The sequence below is a fragment of the Geobacter hydrogenophilus genome (genome assembly GCF_018501225.1).
GTDB classification, from domain to species: domain Bacteria; phylum Desulfobacterota; class Desulfuromonadia; order Geobacterales; family Geobacteraceae; genus Geobacter; species Geobacter hydrogenophilus.
In genome coordinates this window covers 288,253-307,217 of the sequence record NZ_JAHCZI010000001.1, presented here as the reverse complement: position 1 = coordinate 307,217, position 18,965 = coordinate 288,253, and the positions used below count along the sequence as shown (strand labels likewise).

At 62.6% G+C, this 18,965-nt stretch carries 17 protein-coding genes; 6 read left to right on the top strand and 11 right to left on the bottom strand.

What is annotated here, in order from left to right:
* Window positions 1-105 precede the first annotated feature (105 nt).
* Complete coding sequence (gene fusA, locus KI811_RS01345; protein ID WP_214184689.1) at window positions 106-2,172, bottom strand: elongation factor G; 2,067 nt, start codon at window positions 2,170-2,172, stop codon at window positions 106-108.
* Window positions 2,173-2,386: 214 nt separating this feature from the next.
* Here fusA and KI811_RS01340 point away from each other — a divergent pair, with 214 nt between their 5' ends.
* The 5 genes from KI811_RS01340 to KI811_RS01320 all read left to right on the top strand — a co-directional run bounded on the left by KI811_RS01340 (window position 2,387) and on the right by KI811_RS01320 (window position 9,835).
* Window positions 2,387-3,694: a nitrite/sulfite reductase gene (locus KI811_RS01340; protein ID WP_214184688.1), complete on the top strand. Its 1,308-nt coding sequence runs from the start codon at window positions 2,387-2,389 to the stop codon at window positions 3,692-3,694.
* 212 nt (window positions 3,695-3,906) lie between these two features.
* Window positions 3,907-5,055, top strand: a complete 1,149-nt coding sequence (locus tag KI811_RS01335; protein ID WP_214184687.1) for an efflux RND transporter periplasmic adaptor subunit — start codon at window positions 3,907-3,909, stop codon at window positions 5,053-5,055.
* A 3-nt stretch (window positions 5,056-5,058) separates the two neighbouring features.
* Window positions 5,059-8,205 carry an efflux RND transporter permease subunit gene (locus tag KI811_RS01330; RefSeq protein WP_214184686.1) on the top strand — a complete coding sequence of 1,049 codons (3,147 nt, stop codon included), beginning with the start codon at window positions 5,059-5,061 and terminating at the stop codon, window positions 8,203-8,205.
* Entirely contained in the window at window positions 8,198-9,550 is a 1,353-nt protein-coding gene (locus KI811_RS01325; protein ID WP_214184685.1) for a TolC family protein, read from the top strand. Before KI811_RS01330 ends, KI811_RS01325 begins: the two co-directional genes overlap by 8 nt.
* 111 nt (window positions 9,551-9,661) lie before the next feature.
* Window positions 9,662-9,835 carry a hypothetical protein gene (locus tag KI811_RS01320; protein ID WP_214184684.1) on the top strand — a complete coding sequence of 58 codons (174 nt, stop codon included), beginning with the start codon at window positions 9,662-9,664 and terminating at the stop codon, window positions 9,833-9,835.
* An 82-nt stretch (window positions 9,836-9,917) separates the two neighbouring features.
* Here KI811_RS01320 and KI811_RS01315 read toward each other — a convergent pair whose 3' ends face one another.
* The 8 genes from KI811_RS01315 to KI811_RS01280 form a co-directional block, all read right to left on the bottom strand.
* Window positions 9,918-10,484 carry a hemerythrin domain-containing protein gene (locus tag KI811_RS01315; RefSeq protein ID WP_214184683.1) on the bottom strand — a complete coding sequence of 189 codons (567 nt, stop codon included), beginning with the start codon at window positions 10,482-10,484 and terminating at the stop codon, window positions 9,918-9,920.
* Window positions 10,485-10,486: 2 nt separating this feature from the next.
* Entirely contained in the window at window positions 10,487-10,945 is a 459-nt protein-coding gene (locus KI811_RS01310; RefSeq protein ID WP_214184682.1) for an iron-sulfur cluster-binding oxidoreductase, read from the bottom strand.
* Between the two features lie 66 nt (window positions 10,946-11,011).
* Window positions 11,012-11,233 (bottom strand): hypothetical protein, encoded by a 222-nt coding sequence (locus tag KI811_RS01305; protein WP_214184681.1) that lies wholly within the window; start codon window positions 11,231-11,233, stop codon window positions 11,012-11,014.
* Between the two features lie 286 nt (window positions 11,234-11,519).
* A complete protein-coding gene (locus KI811_RS01300; protein ID WP_214184680.1) occupies window positions 11,520-12,050 on the bottom strand; it encodes a cohesin domain-containing protein in 531 nt (176 codons plus the stop codon).
* 183 nt (window positions 12,051-12,233) lie between these two features.
* On the bottom strand, window positions 12,234-13,400 hold the full coding sequence (locus tag KI811_RS01295) for a dihydrolipoamide acetyltransferase family protein (RefSeq protein WP_214184679.1): 1,167 nt from the start codon (window positions 13,398-13,400) through the stop codon (window positions 12,234-12,236).
* 10 nt (window positions 13,401-13,410) lie between these two features.
* Window positions 13,411-14,373, bottom strand: coding sequence for an alpha-ketoacid dehydrogenase subunit beta (locus KI811_RS01290; RefSeq protein ID WP_214184678.1), 963 nt, complete (start codon window positions 14,371-14,373; stop codon window positions 13,411-13,413).
* On the bottom strand, window positions 14,370-15,431 hold the full coding sequence (gene pdhA / locus KI811_RS01285) for a pyruvate dehydrogenase (acetyl-transferring) E1 component subunit alpha (RefSeq protein WP_214184677.1): 1,062 nt from the start codon (window positions 15,429-15,431) through the stop codon (window positions 14,370-14,372). Before pdhA ends, KI811_RS01290 begins: the two co-directional genes overlap by 4 nt.
* A gap of 30 nt (window positions 15,432-15,461) precedes the next feature.
* Window positions 15,462-16,874 (bottom strand): MATE family efflux transporter, encoded by a 1,413-nt coding sequence (locus tag KI811_RS01280; protein ID WP_246551216.1) that lies wholly within the window; start codon window positions 16,872-16,874, stop codon window positions 15,462-15,464.
* Between the two features lie 86 nt (window positions 16,875-16,960).
* Between KI811_RS01280 and KI811_RS01275 the strand changes: the two genes are divergently transcribed.
* Complete coding sequence (locus KI811_RS01275) at window positions 16,961-17,911, top strand: rhomboid family intramembrane serine protease (RefSeq protein ID WP_214184676.1); 951 nt, start codon at window positions 16,961-16,963, stop codon at window positions 17,909-17,911.
* A gap of 30 nt (window positions 17,912-17,941) precedes the next feature.
* Here KI811_RS01275 and KI811_RS01270 read toward each other — a convergent pair whose 3' ends face one another.
* The gene (locus tag KI811_RS01270; protein WP_214184675.1) at window positions 17,942-18,469 is read right to left on the bottom strand and encodes a L,D-transpeptidase family protein; all 528 of its coding nucleotides are present in this window, start codon (window positions 18,467-18,469) and stop codon (window positions 17,942-17,944) included.
* A 228-nt stretch (window positions 18,470-18,697) separates the two neighbouring features.
* Entirely contained in the window at window positions 18,698-18,865 is a 168-nt protein-coding gene (locus KI811_RS01265) for a hypothetical protein (RefSeq protein WP_004514643.1), read from the bottom strand.
* Window positions 18,866-18,965 lie beyond the last annotated feature (100 nt).

Below are 18,965 nucleotides of genomic sequence, written 5' to 3'. Positions count from 1 at the left end.
TCCTTGTTGACGTGCTGTTGATACCATTGTTGCAAAATTATTAATGAGATACTACCAGCCGTTTCCCTGCAAGTAAAGCAGGGTAACTTATTTTTTTGCATTTTCTCACGCCAGGCCGAATTGCTGGAGCACTGAAACGGGGGCCTGGTCGAAGCGGGAGAATTCCATGGTGAAGCTGCCGCGCCCCTTGGTGGCGCTCCGCAGTTCGGTCATGTAGCCGAACATCTCGGCCAGGGGAACGAGGGCCCGGATTGCCTCGGTGTTTCCCTGGGAGCTGATCCCCTCCACCCGCCCCCGCTTCTGCTGGACCGACCCGAGAACCTTGCCGGCATACTCGGTGGGGGTAATGATCTCCAGGTCCATGAGGGGTTCCAGGAGGGTGGGGGCTCCGTTGCGGGCCGCGTGCATGAGGCCACGGCCGGCCGCGGCCCGCACCCCGGTTTCGGTGGTGATGCCCGCCTCCACCGGCACGGCGGTCACCCGCACCTCCAGGTCGGTGAGGGGGTAGCCGGTGACGCAGCCGGTGGAGGCTCCCCGGGTGAGGCTTTCGGTGAGCGCTGCGTGCAATTCCCTGGTGATGCCGAGAACCTCTGCCGGCGGCACCACGATCCGTACCCCTTCGCCCCGGTGAAGGGGGGCGAGCCGCAGGTGCACCTCTCCCCCCTGGACCTTCCCCTCGAATTCGGTCCGGAAGACCTCCTGCCGCTCCGCCGCACGAGTGATGGTTTCCCGGTAGACCACCTGGGGCCGGCCGGTCTTCACCTGAACGCCGAATTCACGTCCCAAGCGGTCGGTGACCACCTCCAGGTGCAGCTCCCCCATTCCCGTGAGAATCGTCTGTCCAGTCTCCTCGTCCTCGTGGACCCGGAAAGTGGGGTCTTCCCACTGGAGCTTTTCCAGGGCCGGGAGGAGCTTGTCCCGGTCGTCGACCCCTTTGGGCTCAACGGCCAGGGCCACCACCGGCTCCGGCACCGTGAGTCCGGCAAGGAGCACCTTGTGGGCCGGATCGCAGAGGGTGTCGCCGGTGAGCACTTCCTTGAGGCCGATGGCAGCCACGATGTCTCCGGCCAGGGCTTCGTCGATCTGCTCCCGCTTGTGGGCGTGCATCCGAAAGAGGCGCGCCGCCTTCTCGAAACAGCCGCGGTTGCTGTTCCAGAGGGCCCCTCCCGCCTTCACGGTTCCTGAATAGATGCGGAGATAGGTGAGTTTTCTCCCCTCGTCCGCCTGGACCTTGAAGGCCAGGGCGCACAACGGGCCGACCGGATCGCAGGGGAGGGAGTCAACGGCTTCGCCATCGGGGCGTTGCCCGGTTGCCGGAGGGATGTCGCGGGGGGAGGGGAGGTAGGCGGCCACGGCATCGAGGAGGGGCTGGATCCCTTTGTTGCGCAGGGCCGTTCCCAGGAATACCGGAACGATCCGGCATGCGATGGTTCCCTTCCGGATCGCCGCGCGGATCCGTTCCGCCGCGATCGCCGTCCCATCAAGAAAATCGGCGAGGATGGCGTCGTCGAAGTCAGCGGCGGCCTCTATGAGTTCCTCCCGTGCGGCCATGGCTTCACCGGCAATCTCCGCGGGAATGGGGTGGCGCTCCACGGTGCGTCCCTGGTCGGCCTCGCTGAAGGTGAGGAATTCTCCTGCGATGAGGTCCACAACGCCGGAGAAGGAGGCCTCAACTCCAACCGGCAGCTGCAGGAGTGCCGGCCGGGCGCCCAGTTTCTCCTCCATCTGCCGAAGGGTTTCCCGGTAGTCGGCGCCGACCCGGTCCATCTTGTTGATGAAGCAGATGCGGGGAACCTGGTAGCGGTCGGCCTGACGCCAGACCGACTCGCTTTGGGGCTGTACCCCTTCCACGGCACTGAAGATGGCCACGGCGCCGTCGAGGGCGCGCAAGCTCCGCTCCACCTCGATGGTGAAATCGATGTGGCCGGGGGTGTCGATGAGGTTGATCCACCATGCACCCCAGCGGCAGACCGTGGCGGTAGAGGTGATGGTGATTCCCCGCTCCTGCTCCTGGGGCATCCAGTCCATGACCGCCTCACCGTCGTGAACCTCTCCAATTTTGTGGGTTTCTCCGGTGTAGAAGAGTATCCTCTCGGAGACCGTGGTTTTGCCGGCGTCGATGTGGGAGATTATGCCGATGTTGCGGATGGAGTCGAGGGGCGGATGCTGCATGGGGCCTCCAATGGCGCGGATTTCCGGACAAGTATAGCGAAACGGCGCGGCGAGGCAAGGATTGTTATATAAGCCATAATCCGAACGTGATTTGGAGTCCGGGCATATTTTGAGTTGCTATTATTTTGCGGGCAATCTTTGGTTGTATTGAGGATAATAAAAGTGTAGATTATATTCTGTATTGCGGTGCAATTTAAGACAAAAGAGGTAAACAATGGTGTTCGACCCGCAAAGCGTGCGGATAGACGGGGTGTACGAGCAACGGCAACCGGGCAATTTCATGCTCCGGATCAAGGTTCCGGCTGGGATCATCTCCACGGAACAGGCCCTCAGGGTGGCTGAGATCGCCGACCGGTTCGCCGGCGGTTCGGTTCATCTGACTACCCGGGGAAGCATTGAGCTCCATTGGCTGAAACAGGAAAACCTGGCAGAAGCATGGCGGATGCTGGCATCGGTGGGGCTGACCACGCGGGGGGCCTGCGGCGGAGCGGTGCGCGGCGTGGTCTGCGCCATGCCCGGCGATGCCGGCTATGGCGCTGCCCAACTCCTGGCGCGCCGGCTTCTATCGCACTTCACCCACAACCCCCGGTTCGAGGGGCTTCCCAAAAAATTCAAGATCGGGGTATTCACCGGCTATGGCGACGGGCGGCACCTTATCCAGGACCTTTCCGTCATCCTCAGGAAGGGAGCCGATGGGAACAGCATCTATGATGTTTGGGCCGCGGGAGGGCTCGGGCGGGAGCCCCACGCATCCTTTCTTCTGGAAGAGGGAGTTGCAGGAGAGCGCCTCATCCCCCTGGCCGAGGCGATCATTTCCCTGTACCGGGAATTGACTCCCAAGGGCAAGAGACTCAAGCATCTCGTGCGGGAACGGGGTCGGGAGGAGTTCGTAAAACTCGTCCAGGAGCGTGTTGCGGCGATTCCCTCTCTTTCCCTCGGCGCAGGGCTTGCCACCCCCCTGACGTCTGCCCCACACGAGGGAGCGGTCGAGCGGCTTACGGCAGGGATATTTGCCGGCGAACTGAGGACGAAGGGGCTTGTTGACCTTGCGGAGATCGCACGGCAGTATGCGGGGGGCTACATGGTCGTCACAGGGGAACAGAATGTCCTGTTTATCCTCGATGATGGGGCACGGCGCGATGATGCGGCCCGGGCCCTGGCGGCGGCCGGCTTCGGCGGCGATTCTCCGGCGGAGAGGGTTTGTTTCCGGATCTGCCCCGGCAACCATGAGTGCAAGATGGGACTCTCGCCAACCCGCGATGTGTCCCGGGAGCTTGCCGGTACTCTGGGGGCTGCGGGGGAACGCCTCTCCTGGTCCATTTGCGGCTGCCCCAACTCCTGCTCCCATCCCCAACTGGCCGACGTGGGGATAGCCACCGTGAAAAGCGTCAAGGACGAACAGGGCGAGCGGCATCCCCTCTTCGACCTCTATCGCCGCTACGGCAGCGACGGCTTCGGCGTTGTTGTCCGTCACGGTATCGGCATTGACGAGCTGCTGGAGGCAGTGCGGGAGATCGGGTGAGGTGGTGAAGGAAGGAAATAGATCAGCACGGTAAGGGCTAAGGCCGGGAGACTCAATTCTCCCGGCCTTTTTGTGCTCATCGGGTGCAGTCCGCTTGGGGATAATTTATTGACCGTCATAGTCGTGAGACTATACTTCCGGTGCGGTATCAGTGTATGCTTGTGCATTGATTAGGCTGCATTAACTGCCGATGGTGTCGAAGGGGTTAGCTGATGAACGTGTCCAAAATATGCATGCATGCCTTGCTTCTTTTCGCCGTCCCCCTTGCCGGTTGCAAGGGCGACGAAGCGAAAAAGTCCATGGCGGTGAAACCGCCGGTGGCGGTGGAGGTCATTGCCGTCGCCGCCCGGGACCTGGTGGAAGGGGTCGAGGTGACCGGCAGCCTTGAACCGAAGTTTTATGCCGATGTGAAGACCCAGATTCCGGGGCTCGTGAAGCAGGTCTATGTGACCGAATGGCTGCGGGTCCGCAAGGGGACCCCCCTTGCCCGGATCGACGTGGCCGAGGTGGAGGCAATGGTGAAGCGGGCTGAGGCGTCAGTGGAGTCGGCCCGGGCCGGCTTGGCCCAGGCCCAGGTGGGGGCAAACCGGGCGGAGCGGGAGCTGACCAGGATTCTCAAACTGAAGGAGTCGGGGCTCGCGACTCAGCAGGGGGTAGACGACGCCCGCACCGAGTCGGCCGCGGCTCAGGCCAGGATAGAGGCAGCCCAGGCCCAGATCCGGGTGGCCCAGGAAGAGGTGCGCCAGGCCCGGGCACGGCAGGCAAAGGGGCTTGTGGTCTCTCCCCTCGATGGAGTAGTGGCCCTGCGGGACGTGAACGTGGGGGATCTGGCGAGCGATGCCGCCACCAGCAAGCCCATATTCCGGATAGTGGACAACCGTGTCCTTAACCTGACAGTCACCGTGCCCTCGGCCGATTCGGCGCGGGTCAAGGTGGGACAGCTGCTGGAGTTCACCGTGGACGCCCTCCCCGGGAAAACCTTCACGGGCAGGGTGATGTACATCAATCCGGAGCTCTCCTCCGCCGACCGATCGTTGCGGGTGATCGCCGAAGTGAGAAATGACGGAGACCGCCTCAAGGGAGGGCTCTTCGTCAAGGGACGGATTATCACCGGTCAGCGGCCCAAGGTGGTTCAGGTCCCCCGCGGGGCCTTGACCACATGGGATACGGCGGCCCGTAAGGGGAGCCTGTTCGTTGTCGCCGGCACCACCGCGAAGCTCAGGCAGGTGGAGACCGGAGCCGTCAGCGGCGATTCAGTGGAGATCGTGAAAGGGGTGGGGGCCGGCGAGCAGATCGTGGCCCGTGGAGGCTTCAACCTCAAGGACGGGGATGCGGTTTCCGTTGCCGGCGGAAGGAAGTAGCGGATGATCCTCTCCGATCTTTCCATCAAGCGTCCCATCTTTGCCGCAGTGATGATGCTGGTGCTCGTGACCCTCGGCATCTTTTCCTACCGGCGGCTCTCGGTGGAGATGTATCCCGATGTGGAGTTCCCGGTCATCTCAATTGTCACCAAGTATCCCGGCGCAAGCCCCGAGACCGTGGAGAGGGAGGTTTCCAAGCGGATCGAGGAGGCGGTGAACCAGATCGCCGGGGTAAAGCACGTCTTCTCCTATTCACGGGAGGGGGTCTCCACGGTGGTGGTTCAGTTCCGGCTGGAGGAGCGGATCAACGAGGTGTCCCAGGAGGCCCGGGCCAAGATCAACTCCGTGCGGGGGGAGCTTCCCACCGGCATAGAAGATCCCGTTATCCAAAAGATCGATTTCAACGCCCTGCCGGTGGCGGCCCTGGCGCTCCAGTCGGGAAGCCTCTCCCAGCGGGAGCTGACAACGCTTGTGGACAAGCGGATCAGAAAACGCTTCGAGGGCGTGGCCGGGGTCGGCAAGGTGGAGGTCGTGGGAGGGGCCAAGCGCGAGGTGAGTGTCCACGTGGACCCGGTGCGGCTGGAGGCCCTGGGGCTCGGAGTAAACGACGTGGTGGCGGGGCTTCAGAGTGAGAACGTCAACACTCCCCTTGGCCGCATCACCCGGGGAGGAGTCGAGTATCCCCTCCGCATCGAGGGAAAGCCGGACCGAGTGGCCGACTACCGCGCCATGGTCATCGCCCAGAAGGGGGGCCGCCCCGTAACCCTGGGGGAAGTGGCCACCGTCACCGACGGGGTAGAGGAACGGCGGACCCTGGCCCTGGTGAACGGAGCACCGGCCATCGGTATCGACATCTACAAGCAGTCGGGGGCCAACCAGGTGGAGGTGGTGGATAACGTCAGAAGTACCATGGAGAAGGTGCGGCGGGAGCTTCCCCCGGGTGTCGAACTCTCCTTGGTGCGCGATGGCTCCATCATGACCCGCCAGTCCCTGGCCGACGTGGAGGAGACCCTCGTCGTCGGCGGCATTCTCACCATCATCATTGTCTTCCTGTTCATCAACTCCTGGCGCTCCACGGTCATTACGGGGGTGACGCTCCCCATTTCGGTCATATCAGCCTTCATCGTCATGAACGCCATGGGGATGACCCTCAATGTCATGACCCTCATGGCCCTCTCCCTTGCCATCGGGCTCCTCATCGACGATGCCATCGTGGTGCGGGAGAATATCGTCCGGCACCTGGAGATGGGGAAGGACCACATGGAGGCCTCGCGGTTCGGCACCAGCGAGATCGGCCTGGCGGTTTTCGCCACCACCATGTCGATTCTTGCGGTCTTTGTGCCCGTGGCCTTCATGAAGGGGATCGTCGGGCGCTTCTTTTTTCCCTTCGGCATCACGGTTTCCTTCGCGGTGCTGGTGTCGCTCTTCGTTTCCTTTACTTTGGATCCGATGCTCTCTTCCCGCTGGCACGACCCGGCCATCCATGCCCACGGCAAACGGAAGGGACTTGCCCGCTGGCTCGAAACCTTCAACGACTGGTTCGACCGGACCGCCGACCGCTACCGCCTCGCCATCGCCTGGGCACTGGACCACCGCAAAACGGTGGTCGCCACGGCTGGCATCACCTTTTTCCTGGGGCTTGCCCTCATGGGGACCCTGGAATCATCATTCATGGTCGACGAGGATACGAGCGAGTTCCAGGTTTCGTTCAAGTCCTCTCCCGATGCCAGCATCTCCGAAACCGAAGATCGGCTTAACCGGGTGCTGGCGGCACTGAAGGGCATTCCCGAGATCGACCATTCCTATGCCACCATCGGGGCCGGCGACAGCGGCACAGTGCGCGACGGGCTTCTCTATGTGAAGCTGAAGGAAAAATCGGCCCGCAATCGGAGCCAGTTCGAGATAGAGCGCCTGGTGCGCGAACGGCTGCGACAGGTGGCCGGCATCACCTTTTCCATCGAAAAGGTGGGGGTCATTGCGAGCACGGCGAAGCCCCTGAACGTGGACCTGAAAGGGGACGATATCGCCCTCCTCAAGAAGTACGCGGCCCAGCTCAAGGATTTGATGTATACCGTCCCGGGGATCGTCGACATCTCCGCCACCCTGGAGCACGACATCCCCGAGTACCGGCTCCGGGTCGATCGGGAGAAGGCCCTCTCGGCGGGCGTCTCCAGCAACGACGTGGTCATGTCCCTTTCCCGCCTGGTGGGGGGGGAGGCGGTCACAACCTACGAGGACGAGGACGGAGATGCCGTGGACGTTCGGGTCCGGCTTCCCGAGGGGCTGCGCGAGAACCCGGCCCAGGTGCGGGACCTCAAGATCTCGGTGCCCGACGGCGCAGGCGGCACCAAGCTGATCCCCCTGGCCAGCGTCAGCACCGAAACCGTCGCTGCCACCCCTACCGAGGTGAATCGCCGCGACCAGTCGCGTCTCGTGACGGTCTCGGCCAACCTGGATCGGCTCCCCATCGGCACGGCGGTGAAGAAGGTGGAGGAGGTTTCGAAGAAGATCACCATGGAGCCGGGTTACAGCATCAACTTCTCCGGCGAGGCCGAGGACATGGCCGAATCCTTCGGCTACATGGGAGAATCGCTCCTGCTGGCCGTGGTGTTCGTCTTCCTGATTCTGGCCGCCCAGTTCGAGTCGTTCTTCGAGCCCCTGGCAATCATGCTGTCGCTGCCGCTCTCCATCGTCGGCATGGCCGGCATGCTGAAACTGACCGGCGACACCATCAATATCATGGTGCTCATCGGCCTCATCATGCTCATGGGACTTGTCACCAAGAACGCCATTCTGCTGGTGGACTACGCGAAGGTTCTCCGACGACGGGATGGCCTTCCGCGTCGGGAGGCGATCATCGAGGCGGGGCGGACGAGACTCCGCCCCATCGTCATGACCACCCTGGCCATGATCTTCGGCATGCTGCCGCTCTTCCTCGGTATCGGCGCCGGCGGCGAGGGACGTGCTCCCATGGCCAGGGCTGTGATCGGCGGGCTCATCACCTCGTCGCTCCTCACCCTTATCGTCGTGCCGGTCATGTACACTTACATGGACGATCTGGCACTGTGGCTCAGGCGAAAGTGGCGGGGTGAAAAGGCCCTGAAAACCCACCACGGAGATACTGAGGCGCGGAGGACCGGCGATGCGTGAATCAGGGCTCTTCAGAAACACCTTCATTAGGAACGTGGTTATTGTTTCTTTTTTGCTTTGCTCCGTGTCTCCGTGTCTCCCTGGCGGACTTTCCGAGGCTGACGCCGCCGACCGTCGGGTCCTCACCCTCGACCAGGCCCTGGAGGTGGCCGCGGAGCGCAACCGCGACATTCTCAAGGCAAAGGAATTCCACAACCAGGTGAGGGGGCGCTATGTGGAGGAACGGTCTGCCGCCCTTCCCCATCTGTCGATCACCGGACAGGCCGCCACCCAGCACGACGAGAGCCTGAATGCCTATGCGGGCGGGTTCATGCCGGTGCGCCAGGATATCTATGGCGCCGAACTCGGTCTTTCCCAGGCTCTCTACACCTGGGGTAAGGTGGGGGCGGCAATCCGGGCGGCGGAGAAGGGGTTTGCCACCGCCGACGAGCAGCTTCGCAGGGCGCGGCAGGACGCCTGGCGCGATGTGTCGGTGGCCTTTTACAATATCCTTCTTGCCAGGGAGCAGCACGCCATTGCTTCCCAGAATCTTGCGCAGAAGGTGCGGCACCAGGATGAGGCCCAGCGCAGGTATGCGGCCGGCGTGGCCACCGACTACGATGTCCTGGCAGCGGATGTTGCGGTGCAAAATGCCATGCCCGATGTGATCAGGGCCGGCAACAGTGTCCGCGTGGCCCGAGACCGGCTCTCCTTCCTCCTGGCCCTGGAGGGTGAGGTGGATGTGACCGGCTCGTTGGAAACCGCGCTGACTCCCTATCCCTCCTACGACAGAGCCCTTGCAGTGGCCCGGGATAAACGCCCCGAGGTGAAGGAGATCAATCATCGCCTCTCCATTGCCGGTGAACTGGTGAAGGTGGCTGACGCCGACGACAAGCCGCGTCTGGACCTGACGGGGAAATACGGATGGCGGTACCTGGAAGTGGGGGATGGTTCCGGGAGCGGCCAGATATGGACCGTGGGCCTGCAGTTGAGTTTTCCCCTGTTCGATGGCCTCAAGACCCGGGGCAAGGTGGCCCAGGCCGAGAGTGAACGGCGAAGCATGAAGATCGACGAGGCTAAGCTCCTGGAGTCGGTTGCCCTGGAAATCCGCGATGCGGTCAATGCCGTTCGCGAGTCCGAGGAGATTGTCAAAGCCCTGTCCGGTACGGTGGTTCAGGCGGAGCGCCTTCTGCAGATGGCCGAGAAGGGATTCGAGCTGGGGGTCAAGATCCGTCTGGAGGTGGACGACGCCGAGCTGAACCTGCGTCAGGCCCGGGGGAACCTGGCCCGGGCACGGCGCGACTATCTCGTGGCCCGGGTTAATCTGGAGCGGGTCATGGGGGTGCTGGGGGAGGGGAGTCTCTGAACGTTTGAGGGCTGGTGTTTCTTTTGTGTTTCGAATTTGAATTTATCTTGAATTGTGCTTTAATTGTAGCAGGAGAACTGGTTAGCCTTCACCTCAAAGGAGGTGTGAACCATGAGACACGGAAGAGCCCATGATAAGCTCTGCACGATGGAGGATACGGGAACCATCAGTTCCCTGTCGGCCAATGCGACCGTTTCCTGCAGCAAGTGCGGAGTAAAAGCCCATGACCCAGCCGATGTCTGCGATCCAGTGCAGCTTCCGGAGGCGCATACGTTCGGTGACTAGTGAGATAACCGTGAGACAACCTGCAAAGAAAAAAGCCCGGGAAACCGGGCTTTTTTTGTGTGCTGCCGATCCTGTTGTTCCCTCAGGCGGCCTTGGCGGTTGCCTCCGCCTCATACTGCTCCACCAGGTGCAGGTAGTGCTCCGCAAAGCCTGCCGGCGTGCGGGATTCCGCCGCTTCGTAGCCGCCGACGATCCCCTCGCGCTTTCCCTCCGGAATGATCCGCTCCGCCAGGGGATAGAGGATGGTGTCCTCCTTGTCGATATGCTCCCGGAGCAGGGTCAGGTAGGCAAGGGCATTCTCGGCCAGGGCGCCGGTGCGTGAGGTGTCGCCTCCCTCGGCGGCCAGGGCTGCCTCTTCCATGGCCTTCACATAGGCCCGCCCCCGGTCGTGCTCCATGAGCATGGCAGCCACGGGGCTGTTCTCCCGAGGCATGCCGTTGGTTATGAGGGCCTCGAAGAGGATGTCCTCTTCCTTGGCGTGGTGGAAGCGGTCGGCGTAGTTTCGGATGAAATCGACCGCGTCCCGGTAAAAACGGTAGTTGGTGTATCGCCCCGCCGCAGTGAGGGGGGCGTTACGCTCCAAGAGGGCCAGCATCCGGAGGATCAGCCGATGCTCCTCCACCAGGGCCTGAGTGATGTCCCGTTTCATGGTCAGTTCCTCCGTTCTCCGTCAATCCCGATGATGAGTGTTTCAACGGAGATATCCCTTCCCGATTTGGCCAGGGCCTGCTGCACCATGAGATCGAGGCCGCGGCAGCAGGGAACTTCCATGATGGCGACGGTGACGCTCTTCACGTCGTTGTCGCGGAAGATGGTGGCGAGTTTTTCCACGTACGTGCCGGTCTCGTCCAACTTGGGGCAGGCGATGGCCAGGGCCTTGTTCTTCAGGAGATCCTGGTGGAAGGAGCCGAGGGCGAAGGCCACGCAGTCCGCCGAAATGAGGATGTCGGCGTTGCGGAAGTAGGGGGCCGCCGGCGGAACCAGGTGAAGTTGAACCGGCCACTGGCGAAGCTCCGACCGGGGCTTGACGGTGGTTTCGGCGGTGTTGTTTTCTTCTCTTTCGATGACGCGAGCCATGCTGCCGGGGCAGCCGCAACCGAGATTTGCCATGATTGAGTTCTCCTTTTCGTGTGAGTTGTGTATGGGCGTTGGGGAATCTGTCTTCTTCTCTATCTTCTATGCCGCTTTCCGGGTCAGGAAGTCGTTGATTTCCTGCTCGATCCGGGCCTCGTCCTCTTTGGAGAGGCCGTGGATGGAAACCACATCCTTCAGAAGGCAGATCCCCACCTTGCAGGTGACGCAGCCGATGTCGTAGCGCTGCAGGATCTCGCCGATTTCAGGGTGTTTCTCGATGACGTCCTGGATGGCCGTTGTGCCGAGATCATTTTTCAGTTCCATTATTCGCCTCCCTCGTTCGTGATGGTCTTACCGTATACCGATTCGGTCGAAAAAATTATGATGTGAATCAAAAAAACGGCGATTGACGGGGGGGAGAAAAGAAACAGAAAACGGAGAGATTGATGGAGCGGAGATGCTCAGGGTACGGGCTGGATACCGCGATGATTACCCCTGAAAGGGAAAATTGGGTGCCGCCGCCCCGGTGGGAGCGGCGGTCAGTCATGCCTGAAAAAAGCTTGAAGTGGGAGAGGGGAAAGTCAAAAGAGGGGGGATCCGGTATTCCTCCTCAGGGGCGTCTACGCCGCCAGACAGCCAGCCCGGCCAAGCCGGCGCCCAGGAGGATCAGGGTGCCCGGTTCAGGGACAACGGATACTTGTGCGTTGGAGACGGAATCCGCTTCGAAGAAATTCAAGGTGTTGAGGTCCGCGAAAGTGTTGGCGGCAATTATCAAGTCGCTTGTCCCGGTATTGATCCCTGTGAAGGTGAGAGAGGCCAGATCCAACGGGGCTGAGACAGGATCAGTGAGAAGGGAGACTCCCTCAAGAATGAGATTATCAGGAAGGAGAGTTGCCGTGCCTGTGCCCGTGATGAAATATGCTGAGTCGAAGGAGAGTATGGATGAGTCAAAGAGAATGGAAACGGCGTAATCGGTGAAGAAAATCGGCGAAGTAAGATCCGAGAGTCTCAGGGTAAAGGTTGCCGTGTCTCCCACCGTGATGGTCCGCGAAGGGGGTTCGAGGGAGAGGGAGAACGCCTCTGCGCGGGGGACGAAAGCAAGGGCAGCGACGAGAAGCAGCAGGGCGATCAGGCGTTTCATGGTTCCTCCGTGAACTGGATGTGCCGCGGCGCGGCGGTCGGTTGCTATCTCTTCTCTAACAAGTGATGTGCCAATAGATAACATACCGATATGACAACGGTTCGTTGGCGTTGCCACCGAGAAATGGAGGGTTGTGTAAATAATTACGACAGTATTGTCGAGTAATTTAACACAAAAAAGCCGTCAAGTGCTTTCGATGAAAAGAAGTGCCGGGTCTTCCAGGTAGGCGACCACCTTGAGGAGGAACTGGGCTGCGTCGGCCCCGTCGGTGACCCGGTGGTCGAAGGTGAGGGAGAGGGGGAGGATTCTGCGGATGGCGATCTGCCCCTTGTGGATCCAGGGGCGCTCGCCGATGCGGCCGAAGCCGAGGATGGCCACGTCGGGCCAGTTGATGATGGGGGTTGCAAAGACGCCGCCGAAGTGGCCGTAGTTGGTGAGGGTAAAGGTGCTTCCCTTCAGCTCGTCGAGGGAGATGGTCCGTTTTCGGGCCTTTGAGCCCAGTTCCTGGATTTCGGCCGCCAGTTCGATGATGCTTTTCCGGTCCACGTCGCGGATGACCGGCACCATGAGGCCGTCGGGGGTTTCCACGGCGATGCCGAAGTGGTAGTGGCGCTTGATGATGATGGTCTCGGCCGCGTCGTCGATGGTCGCGTTCAGGTAGGGGTGCTGCTGCAGGGCGTGCTGGACCGCCTTGATGAAGAAGGGGAGAAAGGTGAGGTGGGCGCCCCGGGCTTCAACGGCCCCCAGTTCACGGCGGCGCAGCTCCCAGAGCTCGGTGATGTCAGCTTCCTCCATGCCGGTGACGAAGGCGGTGTTCCGTTGGGAGGCCATGACGTTTCGTGCCACGGCGCGGCGCACCCCCCGCAGGGGGACCAGCTTCACGGGGCTGAAACTTTCCGTGGGCTGGGGAGCGGAAGAGGGAGAAATCCGTTGCAGGTCGTCGGGAGTGATGCTTCCCCGGGGGCCGCTTCCCCGGACCGTGGCCAGGTCGATACCCCGTTCCCGGGCCAGTTTCCTCACCAGGGGGGTGGCGATGATCTCGCGCTCCTCCTCCGCCTCGGGGAGCTCCCCCACGATTCCTACTGATTTGGGCCGTTCCGGCGGGGCCTCACCCTCCTCTTCAATGGTGAAGAGCGTCGCGCCCACCTCCACCGTCTCCCCCTCGCGCCGCGCCAGCCGGCCGACCCGCCCGCCACGGGGGGAGGGAACCTCGACTACCGCCTTGTCGGTTTCCACCTCGGCCACGGGCTGGTGCTCGCGAACGGTGTCGCCTTCCTTCACGAGCCACTTTCTCAGTTCGGCTTCGGTGATCCCTTCACCGAGATCGGGGAGTTTGAAATCGAAGGGCATGGGTCGCTCCTCAGTACTGCAGCACTTCATCGAGCGCCGCCCGAATCCGCTCCGGCGACGGAAGGTAGTGGTCGATCAGCTTCGCCAGCGGCACCGGCACGTCTGGGCCGGCCACCCGGATGATCGGTCCCCGGAGATGGAGGATCGCCTCCTGGGCCACCGTGGCGGCGATCTCGGCGCCGAGGCCGCAGGTGAGGGGAGCCTCGTGAACCACTACCAGCCGCCCCGTCTTCTTCACCGAATCCAGGAGCGTCTCCCCGTCGAAGGGAGAGAGGGTCATGGGGTCGATCACCTCGGCGTCGTACCCCTCGACGGCCTTCATGACCCGCTGGAGCATGCTTCCCCAGGCGACGACGGTGACGGCGCCTCCCGGCCGGGCGATGCGGGCCTTCCCGAGGGGAAGGGTGTACTCACCCTCGGGCACCTCCTCTTTCACCATCCGGTAGAGGCGGGTCGGCTCCAGGAAGAGGACTGGGTCGGGGTCGCGGATGGCAGCCATGAGGAGCCCCTTGGCGTTGTATGGCCCCGAGGGGACCACCACCTTCACTCCCGGCATGTGGCAGAAAAAGGCCTCGGTGCTCTCCTCGTGGAGTTCCGGCGCCTTGATGCCGGCCCCGTAGGGGGTGCGAACCACCAGCGGTGCCGTGAAGCGTCCCCGGGACCGGGTTCGGATGCGGGCGGCATGGGTGAAGAGCTGGTCGAAGGCGGCGTAGATGAACCCCAAGAACTGGATCTCCGCCACGGGGCGAAGGCCGTAGGCCGCCATGCCCACCGCCGCACCCACGATGGCCGATTCCGACAGGGGAGTGTCGATGACCCGCTCCGGGCCGAACTCTTCGAAGAGCCCCTCCGTCACCCGGAAGACCCCGCCGTCCCTCCCCACGTCCTCCCCGAGGAGCACCACCCGGTCGTCCCGGGCCATCTCCTCCCGGAGGGCGAGGTTTATGGCTTGAACCATGTTCAGTTGGGTCATGGAGAAGCCTCTTCTCGCTGCCTCTGTTGCCGCGCCGACAACTCCCCACTCACGAAATCGAACATCTCCCCCGGCGCCGGCGGCGGCACCGATTCGTAGCGCCGAACCGCCTCGTCGATCTCCCCTCCCGCCTTTCCCTTCATCTCGGCGGCATAGTCCTCGTTCCAGAGTCCCCGCTTCGCCAGGAACCGCTCGTAGCGCAGTATCGGGTCCCGCTCCCGCCATTGTTCCGTTTCTTCGGGGGAACGGTACCGGCTGGCGTCGTCGGAGGTGGTGTGGTCGGACATCCGGTAGGTGAGACACTCGATGAAGGTGGGGCCACCGCCTCCTCGAGCCTTCTCCAGGGCCTCCCGGGTGGCACGGTAGACGGCCAGGACGTCGTTGCCGTCCACCTGGATGCCGTCGAAGCCGTAGGCAACGGCCTTCTGGGCAAGGGATCGGGAGGCGGTCTGGGCCGAAAGCGGCACCGAGATGGCCCACTGGTTGTTCTGGCAGATGAAAACCGTCGGGAGCCCCATGACTCCCGCCAGGTTGAACCCCTCGTGGAAATCACCCTTGGAGGTGCCGCCGTCGCCGAAATAGGCGATCACGGCGATCCGGTCACCCCGGAGCTTCGCGGCCAGGGCTGCCCCGGCGGCATGGGGAATGTGGGTTCCGACGGAGACGCAGATGGGAAAGATATTCATGCCGTCGGGGGTGCGAAGTCCCCGCTCGTCTCCTCCCCAGTACTGGTAGAGCTGGTGGAGAGGATAGCCGAGGGTGAGGTGGGCGCCCATTTCCCGGAAGGAGGGGAATACCCAGTCCCGCTCATGGATGGCGAAGGCGCTCCCCACCTGGGCCGCCTCCTGCCCCAGGACCGACGGGTAGGTGCCGATCCGCCCCTCCCGCTGGAGGGCCAGGGCGCGGCCGTCAAAGGCGCGGGTGAGGAGGAGCAGGTAGTAGATGCGCCGCAGCTCGTCCCCCGAGAGGTCCGGGACGAGGCTCTCGTCGGCGGTCCCGTCCGGGGCGATGATCTCCAGGCGCTTGACGGTGAATGTGGCGAGGATTGATTCGGGCATGGGTAAAGGGTAGCGGGAAGCGGCCCGGAGTCAAGGGGGGGAGCCGTTGCCGCCGTTCTGCATGATCGCCGCGTCGGCCTCTTCGGTTGCCAGCCGCAGCACCCGGCGGGTGTAGAGGACTGACACTATCGCCGCGCTCCAGGTGACGAGAAAGAATCCCCACCAGATGCCGGGGGGCCCCCAGCCGAGCACCAGGGCCAGGAGCCAGAAGATCGGCACCGGCGCAATGATCTGACGGAAGAGCCCGATCCAGAGGGCGAAGGCCGGCCGCTGCAGCCCCTGGAGCGCCGAATTATTCATGTAGAGAATCACATAGGCCCCCAGCAACAACGCCTCCACCCGGAGAAAGGTGACCCCGTGGGCAACCACCAGCGGATCGGCGGTGAAAAGCTTCATCAGGGGCTCGGCCGCCGCAAAGACCAGCGTCGTCCCTCCTGTCATCAAGAGGAGCCCCGCCCGCAGCGCCCTCGTCAAGGTCTCCCGTACCCGGCGAAGCTTCCCTGCGCCGAAGTTCTGGGCCACGAGGGAGAGGACCGCCACATTCAGCCCAAAGGCCGGCAGGAGCACGATCTGTTCGATGCGGGTGCCGATGCCGTAGGCAGCAACCACCTCCTTGCCGAACCGCCCCGCGAACCAGGTGATGACGAAGATCCCCAGCGACACCGTCAGCATATTCATGCTTGCCGGAATCCCCTGGCCAAAGAGGCGGCGAAACGGCTCCCGCCGAGGCATGAGGAGTTGCCATGAGCGCCCCGACAAAAGACCCGTCCGCCGCACCCGACCCAGGAGGTAGACGTTCCCCACGGCCTGGACCACCACCGTGGCCAGGGCAATGCCCCGTATCCCCAGGGCCGGCACGCCCACCCCTCCGTACATGAACCAGGGGTCTAAAGCCATGTTCAGGAAGCATCCCGCCACCAGAAAGTTGCGGAAACTCTTCGTATCCCCCGAGGCGTTGAGCATGGCGTTGAGGAGATAGTTGGCGACGAAGAAGACGGTACCGGCGATGATGACATCCATGTAGGCAAGGGCCAGATCCAGGTAGTCGCCCGATGCCCCCATGAGCCTGAAGAGGGCCGGCGCCGCCGCAAGTCCTCCCACGGTCATGAAGAGGGCATGAATGACGCCGAAGGAGACGGCCTGGGCCGCAAAGAGCTCCGCCTCCTCCCGTTGGTCGCTCCCCAATGCGTGGCCGATGAGGGCCGTGGCTCCCATGGAGGTGCCGGCACCGATGGCCAGGATGATGAAAAAGAGGGGAAAGGAGAGGGAGAGTGCCGCCAGCGCCCTGGTGGAGATGAGCCCTCCGTAGAAGGTATCCACCACATTGAACATGGTGTTGAAAAAAAAGCCGGTCCCCACCGGCACGGCGAGCCGGGTGAGGAGCTTCGGGATGGGGTCGTTGATGAGATCGGGAGAGGTCATGAATGCAATAGTAGCATTCAATTGAGCCTCTGTGCGTTCAAAGCCGGTACTGGTTATTTTTAGTCGACCGTTTTTTTCTCGCCCATGGGTCGCAATCAGGCTTCGCAATGATTAGACTATCGTTTATGGAGTTGGAGACCATACATACCGCACTTCGCCAGGAACTGTGGCTCCCCGTGGCTCCGGGAGCATTGGAAGAGGGGAAGGCCCAACTCTGGGGGCTGGTCCTTGAGGCCCGGGCTGTCCATTGCCGCATTGTTCGGAGCGATAACGGATGGCACGTGGTGGTGCCGGCGTCATTCTACGACCGGGCCGTGGAGGAGGTGCGCCTCTTTGAAGAGGAAAACCGCAACTGGCCTCCGCCGGCACCACCGGTCAGGACCATGAACGGGAATGTCCTGGCGACCCTGTCAGTCCTCTTTCTCCTGGCCACCTTTCACAACATCACCCGGCTTGATGTCACCCTTCCCGGTCATCCCCCGCTCGACTGGCTTACCCTTGGCAGCGCCGATGCCGAAAAGATCATGGATGGTCAGTGGTGGCGCGCAGTAACCGCCCTCACCCTCCATGCGAATCTGCCGCATCTCGTGGGGAATCTTGCGATCGGCGGGGTGCTGGTCATCCTCCTCTGCCGCGAAATAGGGCCGGGCCTCGCCTGGAGCCTCATCCTCGGTTCGGGAATCCTCGGGAACCTCGTCAACGCATTACTTCACTCCACCGGCCACATCTCGGTCGGAGCTTCCACCGCGGTATTCGGCGCGGTCGGCATCCTCGCTTCAAGCAGCGTGGTGCGCCATCGCCATCACCTGCAGAGACGGTGGCCGCTCCCGGTTGCCGCCGGCCTGGCCCTCCTGGCGGTCCTTGGCACGGAAGGCGAACACACCGACCTTGGAGCGCACCTGTTTGGATTTTTGTGGGGGATAGCGCTTGGCGCCGTGGCGGAATATCTGATCGGCAGGTTCGGGGAGCCCGGTCCGGCTCTCAATGCGGTGCTGGCCGTTGCCAGTGCCGTGGGGGTGGTGTTCTCCTGGTGGGTGGCGCTCGCTGCTGCCCCGTAGGTGACGCCGGTCAATCCTTCTTTTTCGCGGTCAAGGCAGTATTTCGATCGGGGTGCCGTTTTGCACCAGGTGCCAAATTTCCGTCATCTCGGTGTTGGTGACGGCGATGCACCCCTTGGTCCAATCTTGGGTGGCATGAAGCGGGCCCACGTCCTCGAATCCGGCCGGGAGACCATGGATCATGATGTCTCCTCCGGGAGAAACTCCCTGCTTCCGGGCGGCGGCGATGTCCGCGGCATTGGGGTAGGAGATGTGGATCGATCGGAAGAACCGGCTCTGGAGGGAGCGGCGGTCGAGTTGGTAAACTCCTTCGGGAGTCCGGAAGTCACCGGCTCTTACCTTGGGGCCGACGGGGTTTCTTCCCAGTGCGACCCGGTAGGATCGGATCAGGTTCTGGCCGCTGCGCAACTCCAGCAGCCGCTTCGATTTGTAGACTACCACCCTGTCAACGGTGGGAGGTGAAGCCAGGTCCGGGTCTTGTCGACACCGGCCGTCCGGAGCGGCTGCCAGGATGCAGAGCAGGGCGGCTGCGCAGAGTCTGAGCAATCTGATTCGCATATCAGGAGATGGCTCAGCAAGTTCCGTGCCTCACCTTTCAGCCTGGGATGCCGCCTCAGTTCATCATCGTGGGACTGATGTGACGGGAATTGCGGGAGGCTACCGCCCGCAGCGGAACTTCCTTTCGGTCGACGGAAGAGGGGGGAGATGATCGGTGGGCACACAAAAAAGCGGCCCGCACATAAGGTCACGGGCCGCATGCAGGGCATCCATAGTGATGCCGGTTGATCACTTGAGGGGGACAGGGTTGCAGACGTTGTCGGGTGAGTTGGCCAATGCACCGCAGTTGCCGCACTTGACGGTGGGCGATGCGGAAAGGCTCGCAATTTCGTCGCTGCATCCCTCGGCCTTGAGGGCACACATGTGCATTTTGTGGGACGTGATGTCGCATGCCATTTGCGGGTTCCTCCTTCGTTAGTGATTACGACGAAGCAAGTCTAGCGCGGTGGGGCGCCCTGTCAAGGTGTGTAATCCATGCAACGGAAAAGGGGAGCCG